The organism is Prosthecobacter fluviatilis (genome assembly GCF_055388355.1).
Window position 1 is genome coordinate 6417236 of the sequence record NZ_AP043782.1, and the last position, 18603, is coordinate 6435838.

4 protein-coding genes (1 of these 4 running past the window's edge) are annotated in these 18603 nt (G+C 65.4%); 3 read left to right on the plus strand and 1 reads right to left on the minus strand.

What is annotated here, in order from left to right:
• From ACZ5WW_RS25210 to ACZ5WW_RS25220, 3 genes are all read left to right on the plus strand, one after another.
• On the plus strand, window positions 1–14027 hold the end of the coding sequence (locus ACZ5WW_RS25210; protein ID WP_377171420.1) for a putative Ig domain-containing protein. It extends 16561 nt beyond the left edge of the window; 14027 of the gene's 30588 nt are visible here — the last part of the coding sequence; the start codon falls outside the window, past its left edge; its stop codon occupies window positions 14025–14027.
• 94 nt (window positions 14028–14121) lie between these two features.
• On the plus strand, window positions 14122–14748 hold the full coding sequence (locus ACZ5WW_RS25215) for a L,D-transpeptidase (RefSeq protein WP_377171418.1): 627 nt from the start codon (window positions 14122–14124) through the stop codon (window positions 14746–14748).
• 65 nt (window positions 14749–14813) lie between these two features.
• On the plus strand, window positions 14814–17597 hold the full coding sequence (locus ACZ5WW_RS25220; protein WP_377171416.1) for a hypothetical protein: 2784 nt from the start codon (window positions 14814–14816) through the stop codon (window positions 17595–17597).
• Between the two features lie 327 nt (window positions 17598–17924).
• On the opposite strand, the gene ACZ5WW_RS25225 is transcribed toward ACZ5WW_RS25220, so the two are convergent.
• Complete coding sequence (locus ACZ5WW_RS25225) at window positions 17925–18596, minus strand: spermine/spermidine synthase domain-containing protein (protein ID WP_377171413.1); 672 nt, start codon at window positions 18594–18596, stop codon at window positions 17925–17927.
• Window positions 18597–18603 lie beyond the last annotated feature (7 nt).

Here is an 18603-nt window from a genome sequence, read left to right on the forward strand (position 1 = left end):
GTGCGCTCTCCCGCCGCATGCGCGACTGGGACGCGGCGTATGACACGGGCTACAACGCGGTGCCGAGCTCGCTGGTGCAGCGGCCGGACAGCTTGTGGATCCGCTTTGACATGGACCCGACGGCGACGGGGAACATCGGCAACCTGCTGTTTGATGTGTACCGCGTGGGCACGACGGCGCCGGTGCAGGGGAAGGTCTTCCTCTCCTGGCTGGACGGCACGACCATGCGCACGGTGACGACGAACGTCTTCCAGCTTTCCGCCACGGGCTCGTGGTACTCGATGAACCTGGCATGGACGAACTCCATCGGCGGGGCGTCCACGCTGCCGACGGGTGCCGACCTGGCAGGGAAGTCCTTCATGCTGGAAGTCTACCTGTGGGGCGGAGACGGCTCCGGGTACATCGACATCGACAACATCCTGCTGCAGGGCAGCGCGACGACGAACCCGCAGTCGCTGGCGATCGGTGACTTTGTGTGGGCGGACACCAACGGCAACGGCATCAAGAACCCACGCGAGCCGGGCCTGCAAAACGTCACGGTGCAGCTCTACAAGGCCGGTGCGGACAACACGGCCAACACCGGCGATGACACGCTGGCCGCCACGACGACGACGGATGCGAACGGCTACTACCTCTTCAGCGGGCTGACGGCGGGCAACTACTTTGTGAAGCTGCCGACGCCAGACCCGATGTGGCCGACGGCCTCTCCGGGGGTGAACCTGGACAACGGGGTGGACAATGACAGCAACGGCATCCAGCCCGGCGGCTCGGGCACGGCGGTGTCCAGCCCGGTGATCAACCTGGCCCTGGGCAAGGAACCGGGGAACCTGGCCAGCGGCGGCGGCAACCAGGACATGACGGTGGACTTTGGCTTCAGCGCGGCGATGACGATGGGCAACCTGGTGTTCTCCGACCTGAACAACAACGGCCTGCTGGACGCGGGCGAGACGGGAGTGGCCGGTGCGCAGCTGGAGATTTACACCTCCACCGACTCGACGGTGAACAACGGAGATGATGTGAAGGTGGGGACGACCTTTACCACGGGCAGCGACGGCCTCTACAGCTTCACCGGACTGAGCACGGGCAAGTACTACATCAAGCTGACGCCGCCGATCACGCACCCGCGCCGCAGCACGACGAGCAGCAATGCGGACAACGGCATCGACAACGACAGCAACGGCGTGACGCAGTCCGCCACAGGTGCGCCGATCTATTCTCCGATGATCACGCTCTCCGCGCTGACGGAGCCGGGCAACCTGGTGGCGCCGTTTGGCAGCAACGTGGACAACACGATCGACTTCGGCCTGCGGCCGACCTTCTGCCGAATCGGCAACCTGATTTACAAAGACGCGAACAACAACGGCGTGTATGACGCGGGCGAAGGCATCGGCGGGGTGCGTGTGGAGCTGCTGAACAGCGCGGGCTCGTTTGTGGCCAGCACCACCTCCAGCACGACCTCCGGCAAGGTGGGGCAGTACCTCTTCAGCAACGTGGTGCCGGGCTCATACTACGTGCGTGTGCCTGCCTCCGAGTTTGCCACGGGCAAGGCGCTGGTGAACACGGTCTCGATCTTCCCTTCCAGCTCCACGGACAATGATGTGGACGACAACATCGTGGGGAATGACGACGGCATCGACAACGCGCAGCCTGCGGTGAACGGCATCAGCAGCGCGCTGATCTCGCTGACGGACAGCGGCGAGCCGATCAACACGAACGGTGAGAGCGGCGCCTTCAACACCATCGACGACTCCGACGACAACAACGGCAACATGACGATCGACTTCGGCTTCAAGTCGAGCGGGCCGAGCGCGACGGGCTGCTACCACTTCCTGGCGATGGACAGCAACGCGGACGGTGTGCTGAGCGGAGCCACGGAGTGGACGCCGGCGCAGGCGTATGATTTCAGCTACACGCAGGGCGGGGTGGCCACGATGAGCAAGGCGGACGTGATCTATGACGCCGCTCTGAGCCGCCTGAACGTGGACCTGACGTTTGCGCAGATCGGTGCCTCCAAGGTGGACGCGCTGTGGTTCCTCGTCAGCACGGGGGGCAACCCCGCGACGGCGGACCACGCCATCGTGTATGTGGACGGCATCACGCGCAGCAGCCCGGTGGTGACGATCTACAAGTACGACACGACGCTGGGCTACCAGAGCTGGCAGACGGCGGCGAACCTGATGGTGAGCACGGCGGCCGGAAACATCACGGCAGGGGACGTGCTGCTGAACAAGGTGACGGAGGCGGGCAGCAGCGTGCGCTTCCAGTGCGTGATCGATGTGAGCCGCGTGAACAATGCGACGAACTGGAGCGCGATGGGGGTGAACTCCGGGACGTGGGAAGGCATCCAGACGGGCGGCAGCTCGGGCGTCGTGCTGCACATGGTGGATCTGGCGAGCGCACCGACGTATGACAGCAACGGGGCGCTGACGGCCTTCAGCTACACACCGGGAGTGACGGAGGGCTCGTTTGCGACGGATGCCTCCGGGGTGCTCACCATCGCGACGGAGCCGTGCTCGGTCTCGCCCTGGGTGAACGTGGGCAACCTGGTGTGGAATGACGCCAACAGCAACGGCCTGCGCGACAGCGGTGAGCTGGGGATCAGCGGTGCGACGGTGCAGCTCTTCAGCCCGGGTGCGGACAATGCGATCGGCGGCACGGGCGCGAATGCGGACACGCAGGTGGGCGCGAGCGTGCTGAGCAGCAGCGCGGGTGCGTATGCCTTTACGAACCTGGTGCCGGGCAAATACTACGTGCGTGTGACGCCGACGGTGAGCGTGCCGGGAGTGAGCAGCGTGGTGGTGACGCTGGACAATGACGTGGACAATGACAACAACGGCAGCCAGCCTGGCGGCCCGGGCACGTTTGTGTACAGCCCGGTGGTGGACCTGCAGGTGGGCGCGGAGCCGCCGACAGCGGTGGACGGAGACGGCACCAATGGCAACAACACCATCGACTTCGGCCTCTTCACCGGCATCACCGTGGGTGACCTGGTGTGGAATGACACCAACAACAACGGCCTGAAGGACACGACGGAGACCGGCGTGAGCGGTGTGCAGGCGGACCTCATGAGCCCCGGCGCGGACAACGCGGTGGGCGGCACGGGCTCGAATGCGGACACGGTGCTGCAGACGACCTCCACGCTGAGCAGCGGCTCCTACAGCTTCAAGGTTTACACGGGTGGCAACTACTACGTGCGCCTGACGCCGCCCGCCGCCTACTCGCTGGCCAGCAGCGTGGTGGTGACTGCGGACAACGGCGTGAACAATGACAGCAACGGCAGCCAGCCGGGCGGTGCGGGCACGGTGGTCAGCAGCATGGTGTTTGCCCTGACTCCGGGCGGCGAGCCCGGCACCAGCGGCCTGACGAACACGGAAAACACCATCGACTTTGGCCTGCGCTCCTGCCCGACGATGACGCTGACGCCGACGACGCTGGCGAATGCGCTGAAGGGCTCCAGCTATTCGGCCACCTTCAGCGCGGCAGGCGGAAACTCCCCCTACACCTGGAGCGTGGCCACGGGCAGCACGCTGCCGGGCGGGCTGGCGCTCTCCAGTGGCGGGGTGCTGAGCGGCACGCCGACGGCGGCGACCGGGACTTACAGCTTTACCGTGAAGGTGGTGGACGCCTCCGGCTGCTCCGCCACGCAGGCGATGTCTCTGACGGTGGTGTGCCCGACGCTGACGCTCTCGCCGACAGCGCTGGCCTCGGTGGCGCAAAACACGGCCTTCAGCCAGCAGTTCTCCACCACGGGGGGCACGGCGGCCTACACCTACACGAAGGCCTCCGGCACGCTGCCTGCGGGCGCGACGCTCTCCACCGGCGGTCTGCTTTCCGGCACCATCACGGGGGCGCCGGGCACCTACAGTTTTGTCATCCGCTCCACGGATGCGAACGGCTGCTCTCTGGACACCTCCTTCACCTGGGTGGTCACCTGCCCGGCGCTCTCCCTGTCTCCGGGCAGCGTGCCTGCGGCGACGCAGTATGCGGCCTACACGGGGCAGACGCTGACGGCGAGCGGCGGCACCGCCCCGTATGTCTGGAGCTTTACCGGCACGATGCCCACGGGCATGACGCTGAGCAGCGGCGGGGTGCTGAGCGGCACGCCTTCCAGCGCACCGGGCAGCTACAACATCACTGTGACCGCCACGGATGTGAACGGCTGCGCGAAGTCCGGGGTGTATGCCATCACGGTGAACTGCCCGTCCTTCACCATCACCGCGCCGACCTTCCCGAGCGCGTCGAAGAATGTGGTGTACCCGAACCAGCAGCTCAGCGCGAGCGGCGGCACCTCGCCCTACACCTGGACGATCATCTCCGGGGCGCTGCCTGCGGGCATGTCCATGAGCACGGCGGGTCTGATCTCCGGCACGCCGACGGCGGCGCCTGCCACCTACAATTTCACGGTGAAGGCCACGGACAGCGTGAACTGCTCGGCCACGAAGGCGCTGGCGATCACCATCGCCTGCCCGACGCTGACGATCACGCCGGCGACGCTGCCTGCGGGCGTGCAGTATGCGGCCTACAGCCAGACGCTGACAGCGGCGAACGGCACCAGCCCCTACACGTGGAGCCTGGCCTCGGGCGTGCTGCCCACGGGCATGAGCCTGAGCAGCGGCGGGGTGCTGAGCGGCACACCGACGAGCCTGGGCAGCTACACCTTTGTGGTGAGGGCCACGGATGCGGACAACTGCTCCTCCACGCAGTCCTACACCTTCACGGTGAACTATCCGCCGATCTTCATCACGCCGTCCACGCTGGCAAATGCGACACGGCTGGTGCCTTACTTCACGCAGCTCACCGCCACCGGTGGTACGGCGCCTTACACCTTCAGCAAGCTGACGGGCAACCTGCCAGCGGGGCTGTCCATCTCCACGGCGGGCGCGATCTCCGGCACGACCACCGCAGCCCCCGGCACCTACTCCTTCACGGTGCAGGCGCTGGATGTGAACGGCGCACCGGGCACGCAGCCCTACACCATCACCATCCTCTGCCCGACGATGACGATCTCCCCGACGACGCTGAGCAACGGCGTGGTGGGCACGGCCTACTCGGCCTCCCTCACCGTCTCCGGCGGCAGCGCCCCCTACACCTGGAGCGTGGCCAGCGGCACGCTGCCGGCGGGGCTTTCGATGAGCGCGAGCGGCCTGATCTCCGGCACGCCGACGCAGGCGACGACGGCGTCCTTCACGGTGCAGGCGGTGGATTCCTTCAACTGCTCCACCACACGGATCTACACGCTGGCGGTGAACTGCCCGAGCGTGAGCATCACGCCGGCCACGCTGCAGAGCGCGTACTACGGCATCCCCTACAGCCAGCAGCTCACCTCCGGCGGCGGCACGGGACCGTACACGTATGCGGTGATCGCGGGCTCTCCGCCGGCGGGCATCACGGTGTCCAGCAGCGGGCTGATCTCCGGCTCTGCGCAGGTGTATGGCACGGCCAGCTTCACGGTGCGCAGCACGGATGCGAACAACTGCTCCGCCACGCAGTCCTACTCGCTGCTGGTGAAGGGGCTCAGCATCGGTGACACGGTGTATGAGGACAGCAACTTCAACGGCCTGCGCGATGTGGGCGAGGCGGGGCTCAGCGGCATCACGGTGGAGCTGTGGGATCCGGGCGCCGACCACGCGATCGGCGGCAGCGGACCGAACAGCGACCTGATGCTGAGCAGCACGACGACGAACGGCGCGGGCCAGTACAACTTCACGAACCTGCAGCCGGGCACCTTCTTCATGCGCGTGCTGATGCCGTCTGAGCTCAACATCATCGGCGGCAATCCGGTGAACCTGGACAACGGCGTGGACAATGACAACAACGCGGCCTCCCAGCCGGGCGGCCCGGGCACGCCGGTCTTCTCCCCCGTGATCACGCTGACCACCGGCGGGGAGCCGACGGTGGACGACGGAGACGCGGACACGGACTACACCGTGGACTTCGGCCTCTTCCGCGGCATGAACGTGGGCAACCTGGTGTGGCAGGACACGAATGACAACGGAGTGCGCGACAACGGAGAGCCGGGGATCGACGGCGTGGCCGTGGAGCTCTGGAACGTGGGCGCGGACGGCAGCATCGGCGGCACGGATGACGTGCTGCTGAAAACGACGACGACGAGCGCCGGCGGTGCCTACCTCTTCACCTCGGTGCCGCCGCTGAAGGTGTACGTGCGCCTCCCACGGCCGCCTGCGGCGCAGCCGCTCTCCAGCAGCAACACGACCTTTGCCGACAACGGCGTGGACAATGATGACAACGGCCTGCAGCTCAGCGGCGGCGCGGTGAACAGCCCCGTGATCACCCTGACTGCGGCGGACGAGCCCGGCACCGGCGGCGGCACGTACAATGAGACGACGATCGACTTCGGCTTTGTGAATGTGACGCCGAGTGTCTATGTCTCCGCCACGCAGGCGGACAGCATCCAGGCCTTCAACTCCAGCACGGGGCTCTACGCGGGCTCGCTGGTGCCTGCGTTTGGCAACAGCCTGAGCCAGGGCAATGCGGACTACGGCGACGTGCCCTACGGCATGGAGCAGGGCCCGGATGGCAACTGGTATGTGGCACACTACGGCGCCAGCAACCTGCGCAAGATCAGCCCCACCGGTACGGACCTGGGGCTGGCGCTGGACAACAGCGCCACGAGCATGAGCCTGGTGACGCAGTTTGCCATCGGCCCGGACGGCAACTTCTATGTCTTTGATCTGAACGGCGGCCGTGTGGTGCGCTTCCAGGGGCCGAAGGGGCTGAACCCCGGCAAGCCCATCGGCGCCTCCGCTCCCTACACCTTCATCACCCAGGCGGGTGTGGAGGACATGAACTTCGGGCCGGACGGCAACCTCTACCTGGTGGTGCAGACGAGCGACACGCGCGAGGTGCGCCGCTACAGCACCACGACGGGGGAGCTGCTGAACACGATCGTGACGGACACGCAGCTGGTGGCCATGGTGCCGGGCGGCAGCTCCATCGCGCTGATCTCGGGCATCGACATCGAAGGCAGCACGCTCTACGGCATCAACCGCACTGACGGTGAGGTCTTCAAGATCGACCTCAGCACGCCGGCCGCGCCGGGGCTGCCGCAGCTCATCGCCACGCTCTCCAGCGCGGGCAGGGGAGAGGTGGACACGCGTGACGTGGAGTTCAACCCCTCGAACAACCAGATCTACATCACCGGCTACAGCTGGGGCAAGCCGGTCAACGCGGGCACCTACAACACCGGGGCGCTGATCCGTGTGGACATCGCCGGCGCGCCAAACGGCACGGTCAATGTGTTTGAAGTGCCGATCCCGCGGCCGCCGGGTCCGAACTTTGAAATCTGGTCGGGGCCGCGTGACCTGGCGATCGGGCGTCCCTACGCGCCGCTGCCAGACTCGGTGGCCATCGGCTCGCTGGTGTGGAATGACGCCAACGCCAACGGCATCCAGGATGCGGCTGAGCTCGGCATCCCCGGGGTGCGTGTGGAGCTGTGGAGGGATGTGAACGGCGATTCGGCCGACGGTGCGGAATTCCTCGTGGGCTGGACCTACACGGACAACAAGGGCTTCTACTACTTCTCCGGCCAGGCTCCGGGGGTGTACCAGGTGCAGATCCCCGAGTCGAACTTTGTGGATGGCCTGCCGCTGGCGGGCAGCGGGTACAGCAGCCCGATCTCGTCCGTGCTGGATGACCAGATCGACGGTGATGACAGCGGCCGCCAGCCGGGCGGGCCGAAGACGGTGGTGAAGAGTCCGCTGATCACGCTGACACCTGGCGCCGAGCCTGTGGGGAATGGCAGCTCCGGTGCGGAGTTTGCGCCTGGCGGCGAGCTGGACAACTACACGGTGGACGCCAACGGGGACATGACGGTGGACTTCGGCTTTGTGGAGCCGGGCATCATGGGCATCGGCAACCTGGTGTTTGTGGATGACAACGGCAACAACCGCTTTGACGTGGGCGAAGGCCGTGATGGTGTGACCATCGAGCTCTACCGCTGGGGAGACACGGCGGGTGTGACGACGCCGGTGGCCACGGCGGTGACGGCGAACGGCGGTCTCTACCTCTTCAGCAACCTGTGGCAGGGCCAGTACTTCATCCACCTGCCGGCCTACCAGTTTGAGGTCACGGGCAATCTGCGCGGCCTTTACAGCCTGCCTGTCATTGCTGCGGGGGATGACAACACCGGCCAGGATGCGCTGCCTTCCGAAACGCCGTGGATCACTGGCGTGAGCACGGGCATCATCAACCTGATCCGTGACCAGGCGCCGACGGACGACGGCACTGAGACGGGCTTTGACTCCTCGACGGACCTCAATGACATCAACATAGACCTCACGGAGGACATCGGCCTCTTCCGCCCGGTGGCGCTGGGGAACATGGTCTTTGCGGACAACAACTCGAACGGGCACTACGACACGGGCGAGGGCATCCCCGGAGTGAAGGTGGAGATCTACACGGACACGCAGTTCCCCGAGGTGGACAATCCGCTGGACATCACCACGACGGACTCTGCGGGCCGCTACGGCTTCAACTTCCTGCGCCCGGGCAACTACCTGGTGCATGTGCCGTCCTCGCAGTTCCAGGAGGGGGCGCCGCTGTACCAGCGCATCAGCATCCTCGAAGGTCTGGTGGGGGATGACGACGTGGGCGAAGACGGTGTGAATGACGGTCTGCCGACGGACAACGGCGTGTCCTCCCTGGTGATCAGCCTCTACCCTGGCAACGCACCGACGAATGACAGCGGTGAGACGGGCTTTGAGTACACGTCTGACGACCAGAACGACGCGGCGATCGACCTGACGATCGACTTCGGCTTCCAGACACCTGTGGGCGTGGGCAACCTGGTGTTTGTGGACAAGAACAAGAACGGCAAGGCGGACACGGGTGAAGGCGTGGACGGAGTGACGGTGGAGCTCTACCGCAGCAGCCAGACGCCGGGCTTTGGCGTGCCGCTCTTCAGCACGATCACCAGCAGCGGCGGCAAGTACTTCTTCAATGCGCTGCCTGCCGGAGACTATGTGCTGCACATTCCGTATTCGGAGTTTGAGCCCGGGCGTTCGCTCAACGGCCTGACCTCGCTGGCGGGCGTCAGCAGCGCCTCGGCGGCGCTGGATGACGATGTGCCGGGCAGTGAAAACGGCATCGATGACGCCTCTCCGTTCCTCAACGGCATCAGCAGCGCGGTCTTCACGCTGGCGGTGGACACAGAGCCGACGGACGACACGGGCGAGAGCGGCGCGTTCAACGACATCGACTCGTTTGACGACAACAACTTTGACCTGACGATCGACTTCGGCTTTGAATCCAACAACCCGAACGGCGTGGGCGTGGGCAACCTGGTGTTTGCGGACCTCAACGGCAACGGTTTCTATGACGCCGGTGAAGGCGTGGACGGCGTGAAGGTGCAGCTCTTCAACGCGGCTGCGGACGTGCATGCGGCCAATCCGCTGGCCACGATGTACACCAACAACGGCGGCACCTACATGTTCAGCAACCTGGTGGAGGGAGACTACAAGGTCTTCATCCCGGCGTCTGAATTTGCCGCAGGCAAGGCGCTCTATGGCTGGCGCTCGCTGCCGGGAGACGGCGCGGACAACGGCGTGGATGACAACGCCGACGAGAACGGCATCGATGTGGAAGATCCGGCCATGACGGGCGTGGAGTCTGCGGCCTTCAACCTGGCGCCGGGGCAGGAGCCGACGGATTCGCTGGGTGAGTACGGCGGCTATGCCTACATGGACAATGTGAATGACGCGAACACGGACCTGACGTTCGACTTCGGCTTCTTCCGCTCCGTGGCGGTGGGGAACCTGGTGTTCCTGGATGTGAACTACAACAGCCGTGCGGATGCCGGCGAAGGAGTGGGCGGTGTCACGCTGGAGCTGTACAAGGAGGGTGCGTTCATTCCGTTTGATGCGCCGGTGGCCACCACGACCACGAACTCTGACGGCAGCTACCTCTTTGCCGATCTGGCACCGGGCCGCTACTTTGTGCGCGTGCCTTCATGGCAGTTTGACTTTGGCGGGCAGCTCTACGGCTACGCCAGCATCCTGGACACGCAGATCGGGGATGACAACCTGGGTGAGGACGGCCTGGACGACGGCACGCCTGCGATCAACGGCATCCAGACGGCGGTGTTTGAGCTGACACCGACGAATGCGCCGACGGGCAGCCAGGAAGCCGGCTACCAGGGCAGCAGCGACGACATCAATGATGCGTCCACAAACCTCACCATCGACCTCGGCTTTGTGCCGCGCTCGGGCGTGGGCAATGTGATCTTCAACGACCTGAACAACGACGCCCTGTTTGACCCGGCCACGGAGTACGGCATCGACGGCGTCACCGTGGAGCTGTGGTCCGGCAGCGCCAGCGCGACGAAGGCCGTGGGCAGGGCGACGACGTATGGCGGGGGCCAGTACAGCTTCAGCGTGGCGCCGGGCAGCTACTATGTGAAGATCCCTGCCAGCAACTTCCAGGAAGGCGGCGTTCTGGCAAACCTGGTGCCTTCAAAACCCGCTGGCTACGCGCAGCCCACGACCACCGCCGGAGACGATGATGCCGGGCAGGACGGCTACACCACGGGCGGTGTGCTCACGGATGGCGCACGCACGCCGGCCTTTACGCTGGTGCCCAACAATGCGCCGACGGCGGCCACCACGGAGACGGGCTACTACTCCGAGAGCGATGACTTTGACGACGCCAACGAGGACCTGACGGTGGACCTGGGCTTTGCGCCGAAGCCGCTCAGCGTGGGCAACCTGATCTTCCGCGACATGAACTCCAACGGCCGCTACGACAGCCAGGACTTTGGCGTGGCGGGAGTGAAGGTGCGCCTCTTCAAGGTGGGTGACAATCCGGCCACCAGCACGCCGGTGATGGAGACGACCACGAACATCGACGGCAGCTTCCTGCTGAACACGTATGAGGAAGGGCAGTACTTCCTGCAGGTCCCGGCCTCGCAGTTTGCCAGCGGTGCGGCGCTCTACGGCACCAGCCCGGTGTCCGGCTTTGGCGGTGACGACGGCAAGGATGATGATGTGGACGAAAACGGCCTGGACGCCGCCAACCCGGCGAGCACGGGCGTGAACTCCACGGTCTTTGCGCTGGCCTACGGCACGGAGCCGGAGGGCGAGGCGGGCTTCCTCAGCTCGATGGACACCTACAATGACGCAGATGCGGACCTGACGGTGGACATGGGCTTTGCGGGCGGCACGCTGCCGAGCCTGATGAACATCGGCAACCTGGTCTTCAACGACGTGAACAACAACGGCGTGGCGGACGCGGGCGAAGGGGTGCCGGGCGTGTGGATGCTGCTGTATGCAGGCAGCGGCACGGCGGGCTCCACCAGCTACATCCGCAGCACGGTCACAGATTCCAACGGTCGCTACTTCTTCACCAACCTGAGCCCGGGCATTTACACCGTCCATGTGGCTGCGGACAACTTCAAGGCCTCCATCAGCATCAACGGCGGGCCGGTGGGTCCGGGGCCGCTGCACAAGATGATGTCGCTGCGCGGCAGCCAGACCACGACCGGGGACGACAACCTGGGCGAGGACGGCATCGACTCGCAGAACCCCGAGCAGGTGGGCATCACGGCAAGGCCGGTGACGCTGGTGGCGAATGCCGCGCCGACGGGGGCGCAGGAGGGCGGCTTCCAGGGCACGTCGGACGACGCCAATGACGCGAACACGGACCTGACGATCGACTTCGGCTTTGCCACACGCCTGGGCGTGGGGAACCTGGTCTTCCGTGACGCCAACGCGGACGGCAAATACCAGGCGGGCGTGGACACGGGCCTCGCGGGCGTGAATGTGGAGCTGGTGTACAATGACGGCGCGGGCGGCGCGGACACCGCCGTGGTCAGCACCACGACGGATGCCAACGGCGGCTACCTCATGTATGCGCCGCCGGCCGTGTCTCCGCAGAGCTACAAGGTGCGCATCCCTGCCGCGCAGTTTGCCGCGGGCAGTGTGCTCAACTTCCTGGTGCCGAGCACGCTGACGACGAACGGCAATGACGACAATGTGAACCAGAACGCGCAGCCTGCTTCCAGCCCTGAGACCACGGGGGCGGTCACCGCCGGATTCTCCCTGGTGGCGGGCACGCTGCCGACGGATGCCGATGGCCGCGAGGCGGGCTATGACAAGGCCAGCGACAACGCGGACGACGCGAACATCGACCTCACGATCGACCTGGGGCTGAAGGCCAAGGCCATCATGGTGGGCAACCTGGTCTTCCGCGACGCCAACCTGAACGGCACGTATGAGTCGGGCATCGATGTGCCGCTCTCCGGCGTGACGGTGCGGCTCTTCCAGCAGGCGCAGGCGGTGACGGACACGCCGGTGTCCGAGGCTGTGACGGCGGCGGACGGCACCTACCTGCTGTATGCCACCTCTCCGGCGGCCTACTACGTGCATATTCCTGCCAGCATGTTTGCCGCAGGTGCGCCGCTCTATGGAATGACCTCGGTGGCAGGCACGGGCAACGTGCAGCTGACGACCAACGCCGACACGAACAAGGACGACCGCTTTGATGAAAACGGCAGCGACGCCACGCAGCCTGACGCCACCGGCATCTCCTCCGGGCTCATCAACCTGGCCTACGGCACCATGCCGCTGAACAGCAGCGTGACCTCCGCCACGGGTGAAAACGGCTTCCAGGCCTTCATGGACGACGCTGCGGATGACTCGGGCATGATGACGGTGGACTTCGGCTTCCTGGGCGGCACGGGCGCGCCGAATGCGGTGGAGGTGAAGCGCAACCTGGCGACGAACCCGGCCACGACGACGACTGACAGCGCCTCCACCTTCACGGCATGGCAGACGCAGAACAGCCTGGGCGGCCTCAATGGCCCGAACGATGATCCGGATGCGGACGGGCAGGCCAACCTGCTGGAGTACGCGCTGGGCACGGCGGGCGGCAGCGGCCTGGGGGCTGCGCGCTTCACGCTGGTGGACAACACGGTGACGGGCGCGATCGACGCCGTGCTCACACGGCCTGCGGGCACGCATGCGGACCTGCGCTACATCCTGGAAGCCAGCAGCGATCTCAGCACCTGGACGGCGCTGTCCCTCACGCCTGTGACCACGGCCAATGCCGACAAGACCGAAACGCTGCGCTACGGCGGCGTGGAGGCCGCCTTCAACGGTGCGGCGCGCGGCTTCCTGCGCCTGAAGGTGGCGCTGGACGCCAACCTGGACGGCACGCCTGAGGCCACGGCCACCACGGCGGTGCAGGGCTGGGCGCGCATGCCGTTTGCGGCGGGCCGTGCCTCGCTCTCCATGCCGCTGCTGCTGCCTGCCATCTGCACCGGCCAGGTCAGCTCTGTGAGCGACCGCACGGTGGTGCTGAGCCTGGGCAGCGGAGACATCCGCACGGTGCTGCAGAATGGTGTGAGCTACTATGTGGAAGTGCTGAGCGGTGCGCTGAAGGGCCGCACGTATGAGGTGGACGCCGCCGCCTCCGCCACGAGCCTGACTCTGGGCACCAGCGCCGACAGCACTCTGGCGGGTGCGCGCATCAGCCTGCGTCCGCACTGGACGCTGGGTGCGCTGCTGCCGGTGACGAGCCTGCAGCCTGCCGCCACGGCGGACGCGGCAGACCGCGTCATGTTCTTTGACAGCGCCAGCGGCCAGTTCCAGATCGACTGGCTGCAGGCCACGGCCTCCGGTGCGCAGTGGGTGCGGGATGGCGACGCCGCGCTCTCCAACGACGCCGCGCGCATCATCCCGCCGCAGACGGGCATGCTGGTGCAGGTGCGCAGCACGGCAGCCACGCTGACGCTGCTGGGCGAGGTGCGCACGACGGCGCTGGCGCTGCCGCAGACGGCGGGCACCACGCTGCGCGGCACGGGTCTGGCCACGGCGCAGGCTCCGGGCACGCTGCCCTTTGCCGCGGGCTCACGCCTGCGCCTGTGGAGCGGGGACACGGACGCCACCACGGCGGTGTACCAGAACTACCTGCTCAATGCGCAGTCCCAGTGGGTGGATGAGACCACCGGGCTGGAGGTGACGAACCTGCCGCTGCTGGACGCCTTCCGCGCCTTCTTCCTGGTGAAGCCGTAATGAAGGGGAAGCGAAAAGGGACGGGTGAGAAGGGGCTGAAACTTTAATCTCTCGCGCGTTGCTTTTTGCCATCCCGGCGGCATTGCTGCTGTGCATGAGGTCACTCCGGCTGCTTCTCCTTTTTTCTCTCGGCCTTGCCAGCTGCAACACCGTCCAAACCACGGGCAACAACGCCTTTCACTACAGCCGGAGGTTTGTGACGCACGAGATCCCGCGTGCCTCGCGCTTTGTGTGGAACGGGGTCACGGGGCTGTTTGGATCGAATGATGGTTCTTTCTGGTATGCGGATGAGATGACGGGCAGGCCGAGCGTGGTGATCAATCTCAGCGAGCAGATGGTGTACCTCTTCAAGCGCGGGGAGCTGGCGGGGGGCTCGCCCATTTCCTCCGGGGCGGAGGGCTATGACACACGGCCCGGGCATTACCGCGTGATGGAAAAGGACATCGACCACAAGTCGTCCATCTACGGCGACTACGAGGACTACCAGGGCAACGTGATCATGCAGAACATCGACAACCGCAAGGACCCGCGCCCGCCGGGCACGCGGTTTGAGGGGGCCAAGATGTACTACTTCATGCGGATCTACGGCGGCGTGGGGATGCACCAGGGCTACCTGCCGGGCTACGCGGCCTCTCACGGCTGCATCCGCCTGCCGGGGCACATGGCGGAGAAATTTTTCCGGGAGGTGCATGTGGGCACGCCGGTGGAGGTGGTGCCGTAGGTCGGGGCGGCTGCCCAAGTTTCAAGTTGCCGGACGGGTGGGATGATGAGTCTTTGCCATCCACCATGAAGACCTGCCTGTTCATTCTCGCGCTGATGGCGATCGGCGCGTCGGCCCAGTTTACCAAAGACCGGAGCAATCTGCCGGAGCTGGCGCAGACGGCGGGCAGCCGGCTGGCGGTGGACTACGAGAAAAAGTGGCTGGCGTGGTGCGAGCGCGCGTGCATCCAGCCGTTTGTGGCGCGGCTGGGCCAGGGCGCTGAATTGAACGAGCTGGCGCTGAAGGTGGTGCGGCGCGGCATTCCGCTGCTGCGAAATCATGCGGAGCGTGATTTCAGCTACAGCTCTGCAAACCTGGCCAGCGACTGCGCGGAACTGATCAAGCGGGGGATGGATGATCCGCTGGTGTGCTGGCTGCAGTGCTGGGCCATCCATGACAGCACGCGGGACTTCCAGGCATGCACGCAGGCGTTCAAGCGCGGCTACGACCACAGGCTGGCGCAGACGATCCTGCCGGTGGTGCGCTACCTGCTGATCGTGACGTATGAGGACATCCGCCGCGATGCGGGGCAGCGCGGGGGCGACAAGACGTATGACAGGCCGCTGATGGACGCCGCGTGGCTTTCTTTGCAGGATCAGTCGTACCTGGAGGAGGACGAGGAGGTGCTGGCGGAGAATCTGGTGCCGCTGTTTTATGAGGAGGTCTTCACCACGGATGAAAACAAGGTGGCGGAGATCTGCCGCATGCCGCTGAAGTCTGCGTATGCGCGGCTGATGCTGGAGGGGGCCTTTGAGCTGCGCAAGGCATGGCTGGAGCGAGGGCATGACTGGGCCAGCGGGGTGAAACCGGAAGGGTGGGTGGGATTTGAGCAGCACATGAAGCAGGCGGCTGGGAAATTCCGCGCGGCCTGGGAGATGAAGCCGCAGTATCCGCAGCCGGCGACGAACATGCTGGACATCAGCATCGTGGCGCGAAGGGCGGTGGAAGAAGAAAGCGCGGAGTGGTTCAACCGGGCGCTGACGGCGCAGTTTGACTGCCTGCCCGCCTACAGGGCGTGGCTGAACGGCCTGCTGCCGCGCTGGGGCGGGAGCCATGAGAAGATGCTGGACTTTGGCATCATGTGCGCACGCACGCACCGCTATGACACGCAGGTGCCGTATTACTTTTTCAAGATCCTCGCGGATGTGCTGGATGACTCCGGCATGGGGCGCGCGGTGTTCAAGGATGTGGCGGTGAAGGAGACGACGCTGGCGCTCTCCGAGCAGCGGGTGAAGGATGCGCGCAACGAGGAGCAGCGGGAGAACGCGCTGTCCATGCTGGGTATCCATGCCTGGGCCTGTGAAGCGTATGAGTGGGCCACGGAGGTGCTCAAATCGCAGCCGAAGCGGTTCAAGCGGCCTGCCATCCTGGTGATGCTGCCGTTCAAAACGAACGAGCGCGACATCCGCGGCGAGTCGGAGCTGTATGCCCATGATTTGAAGGATGGCTGGGAAAAGGCGCAGTCTGCGTGGAAGGCCAAAAAACTGGAAGAGGCGGCCGGCTTGTATGAAGAGCTGCTGGCGAAGCCGGGCGGGCAGGACAATGACCTGGTGGCCTCACGGCTGGCGACGGTGCGCTTTGAGCAGGAGTTTCAAAAGGGCGGGTGGGTCTCGCTGAACATCGAGCCGCGGCTGCTGTGCTGGCAGATCGACAAGGGGAACTGGTCTGCGACCATGGCAGGCGTGCTCACGAACGTGGGCACGGGGGACTCGGCGTATCTGCTGCACAACGGACGGCTGGGAGATGATTTTCAGATGCGCGGCAAGTTTGAAGTCAAGGGGGCGCGTGCGGAGGCGGGCATGGGGGTCATGCTTGGCTACGGACGCGATGAGGAGTCGGCGCGCTGGGTGAGCTGCGTGCATCAGTTCGAAAAAGTTGGGAGCCGGGTGGAGATGCTGGACGGGAAGTTTGACTCGACGGTGGACGATGCGCTGCTGGGGGACGGTGTGGGGCGTTTTGAAATTGAAATCACCTGCCACGACGGGCGCATCACGTACGCGGTCAACGGCTGCAAGGTGTACAACGACTGCACGGCCTATGACACGCTGGAGCCTTTCCCGCCGCTGAAACGGATGCGCGACGGACGTGTGGGGCTGGGGCATCTGCTCTGCCCCAGCGGAGTGACGACACGCCTGCTGAAGGCGGAGGTACGCCGCCTGCCGGATGATTTCACGCAGCGGCCCGCAGGCGGTCCGCTGCCCGGAGACAGCCAGATGACCGCGCAGCAGCTGCTGGACTATTTGGATGAAACGACGTGGAGCTTCAGCAAGGCGGAGAATGAGCCGGAGATCGCGGAGGTGACGTTCCGCGCCAGTGGCCGCGAGTTCCGCTTTTTCAAAGCGCCGGATGAGAGGCAGCTGCACCGCTTTGTGGTGACGGACGGCCGGACCCTGCGGATGGCGCAGGTGCGCACGCTGATTTTCAATGCTGACCACAGCGGGTTTTTGATTCAAAACTGGCCGGGGAGCGGTGACCAGCGGTACTGCCGCCTGAAGAGCCGCCCGCAGCCGGAGGCCTCGCTGGTGGCGCTGCGCAAGGCGGTGACGAAGGAGGAGGTGGACGCCGCCCGAAAGGCGCGCTGGCAGCACACGCACTGGAAGCGCGGTGACTCCACACTGGAGTTTTTCGAGGACGGACGCTGGCACGAGGACTGGGTGGTGCGCCCGTGGGATGGCAAATGGATGGTGCAGTCCGACGACGAGGCCGTCGTGGTGAAGGGGGACAACGACGTGCAGCATTTCCACATCTCGCAGGACGGGCAGACGCTGAGGCGGTCTGACGGCACGGAGTGGAGTAGAGTCCTGAAATGAGCTGAAGCCGGGGGCGCTTTGTCTCTCCATGCGTTGGCGGGTTCCAAAACGGATTTCCGAATCGCCATGCATTCGCTCCGGCGAGTGTGTGTGGGATGTGTCTGGTGCGCTGCGTTTGTTCCAGACTTGAGATCGCACCGCCAAACTGTCCGACTGTGAGGATGTTCGTACGTCATGGTGTTTGCTGTGCGCTGGCAGACGGGCGGGCTGTCGCCACACCCATCCTACGGCCAGGCAACCGGCAAGCGCTGAGTTGGGGGCGCCCCATCGAATGCCACTCAGCGTGGCTGTCCGGCAATCCGTTTTGGAAATCGCCAGAGCTCGAAACTACTTCCGATCTCCCACGAAAATCGTGTGCGTGCAGCGTTTGGCCTGTGGGTAGGCTTTGGCGGCGACGGTCTCGACTTTGAAGCCTGCTTTGGCGAGGCGTTTGGCAAAGGCGTGGTCGGTGCTGGCGGACCAGAAGGCGACACGGCCGCCGGGCCTGAGGGCGTGGGTGATGGCGGAAAAGCCCTGGGTCTGGTAGAGGCGTGCGTTGCCGTCCTGCACCATGGCGACGGGGCCGTTGTCCACATCGAGCAGGATGGCGTCGTAGTGGCCACCGGGGGCACGTGAGATGACCTGGAAGACATCGCCCACAGTGATCTCGACACGCGGGTCGTCGATCAGGGCGCCGTTGACCTCGCGTAAAAACTCGCGGTTCCAGGCGACGACCTGCGGGAGAAGCTCGGCGACTTGAACATGCGCAGCGGGGCCCATGAGTTCGAGAACACGGCGCAGGGTGAAGCCAAAGCCGAGGCCGCCGATGAGGACGCGGGGTGTGCCGCCATGCAGTTTTGCGCAGGCCAGCTCCGCGAGGACTTTTTCGGACTCGGAGGCATTGGTGCCCATGAGGGGCTGACGGTTCACGCGCAGGTAGAAATGCGAATCGTGCGAATGCAGTGTCAGCTCCGCGCCATCGGGCGTGTGGGAGGTGGCGAGGAGGAGGAAGGGCTTCATCAATCAC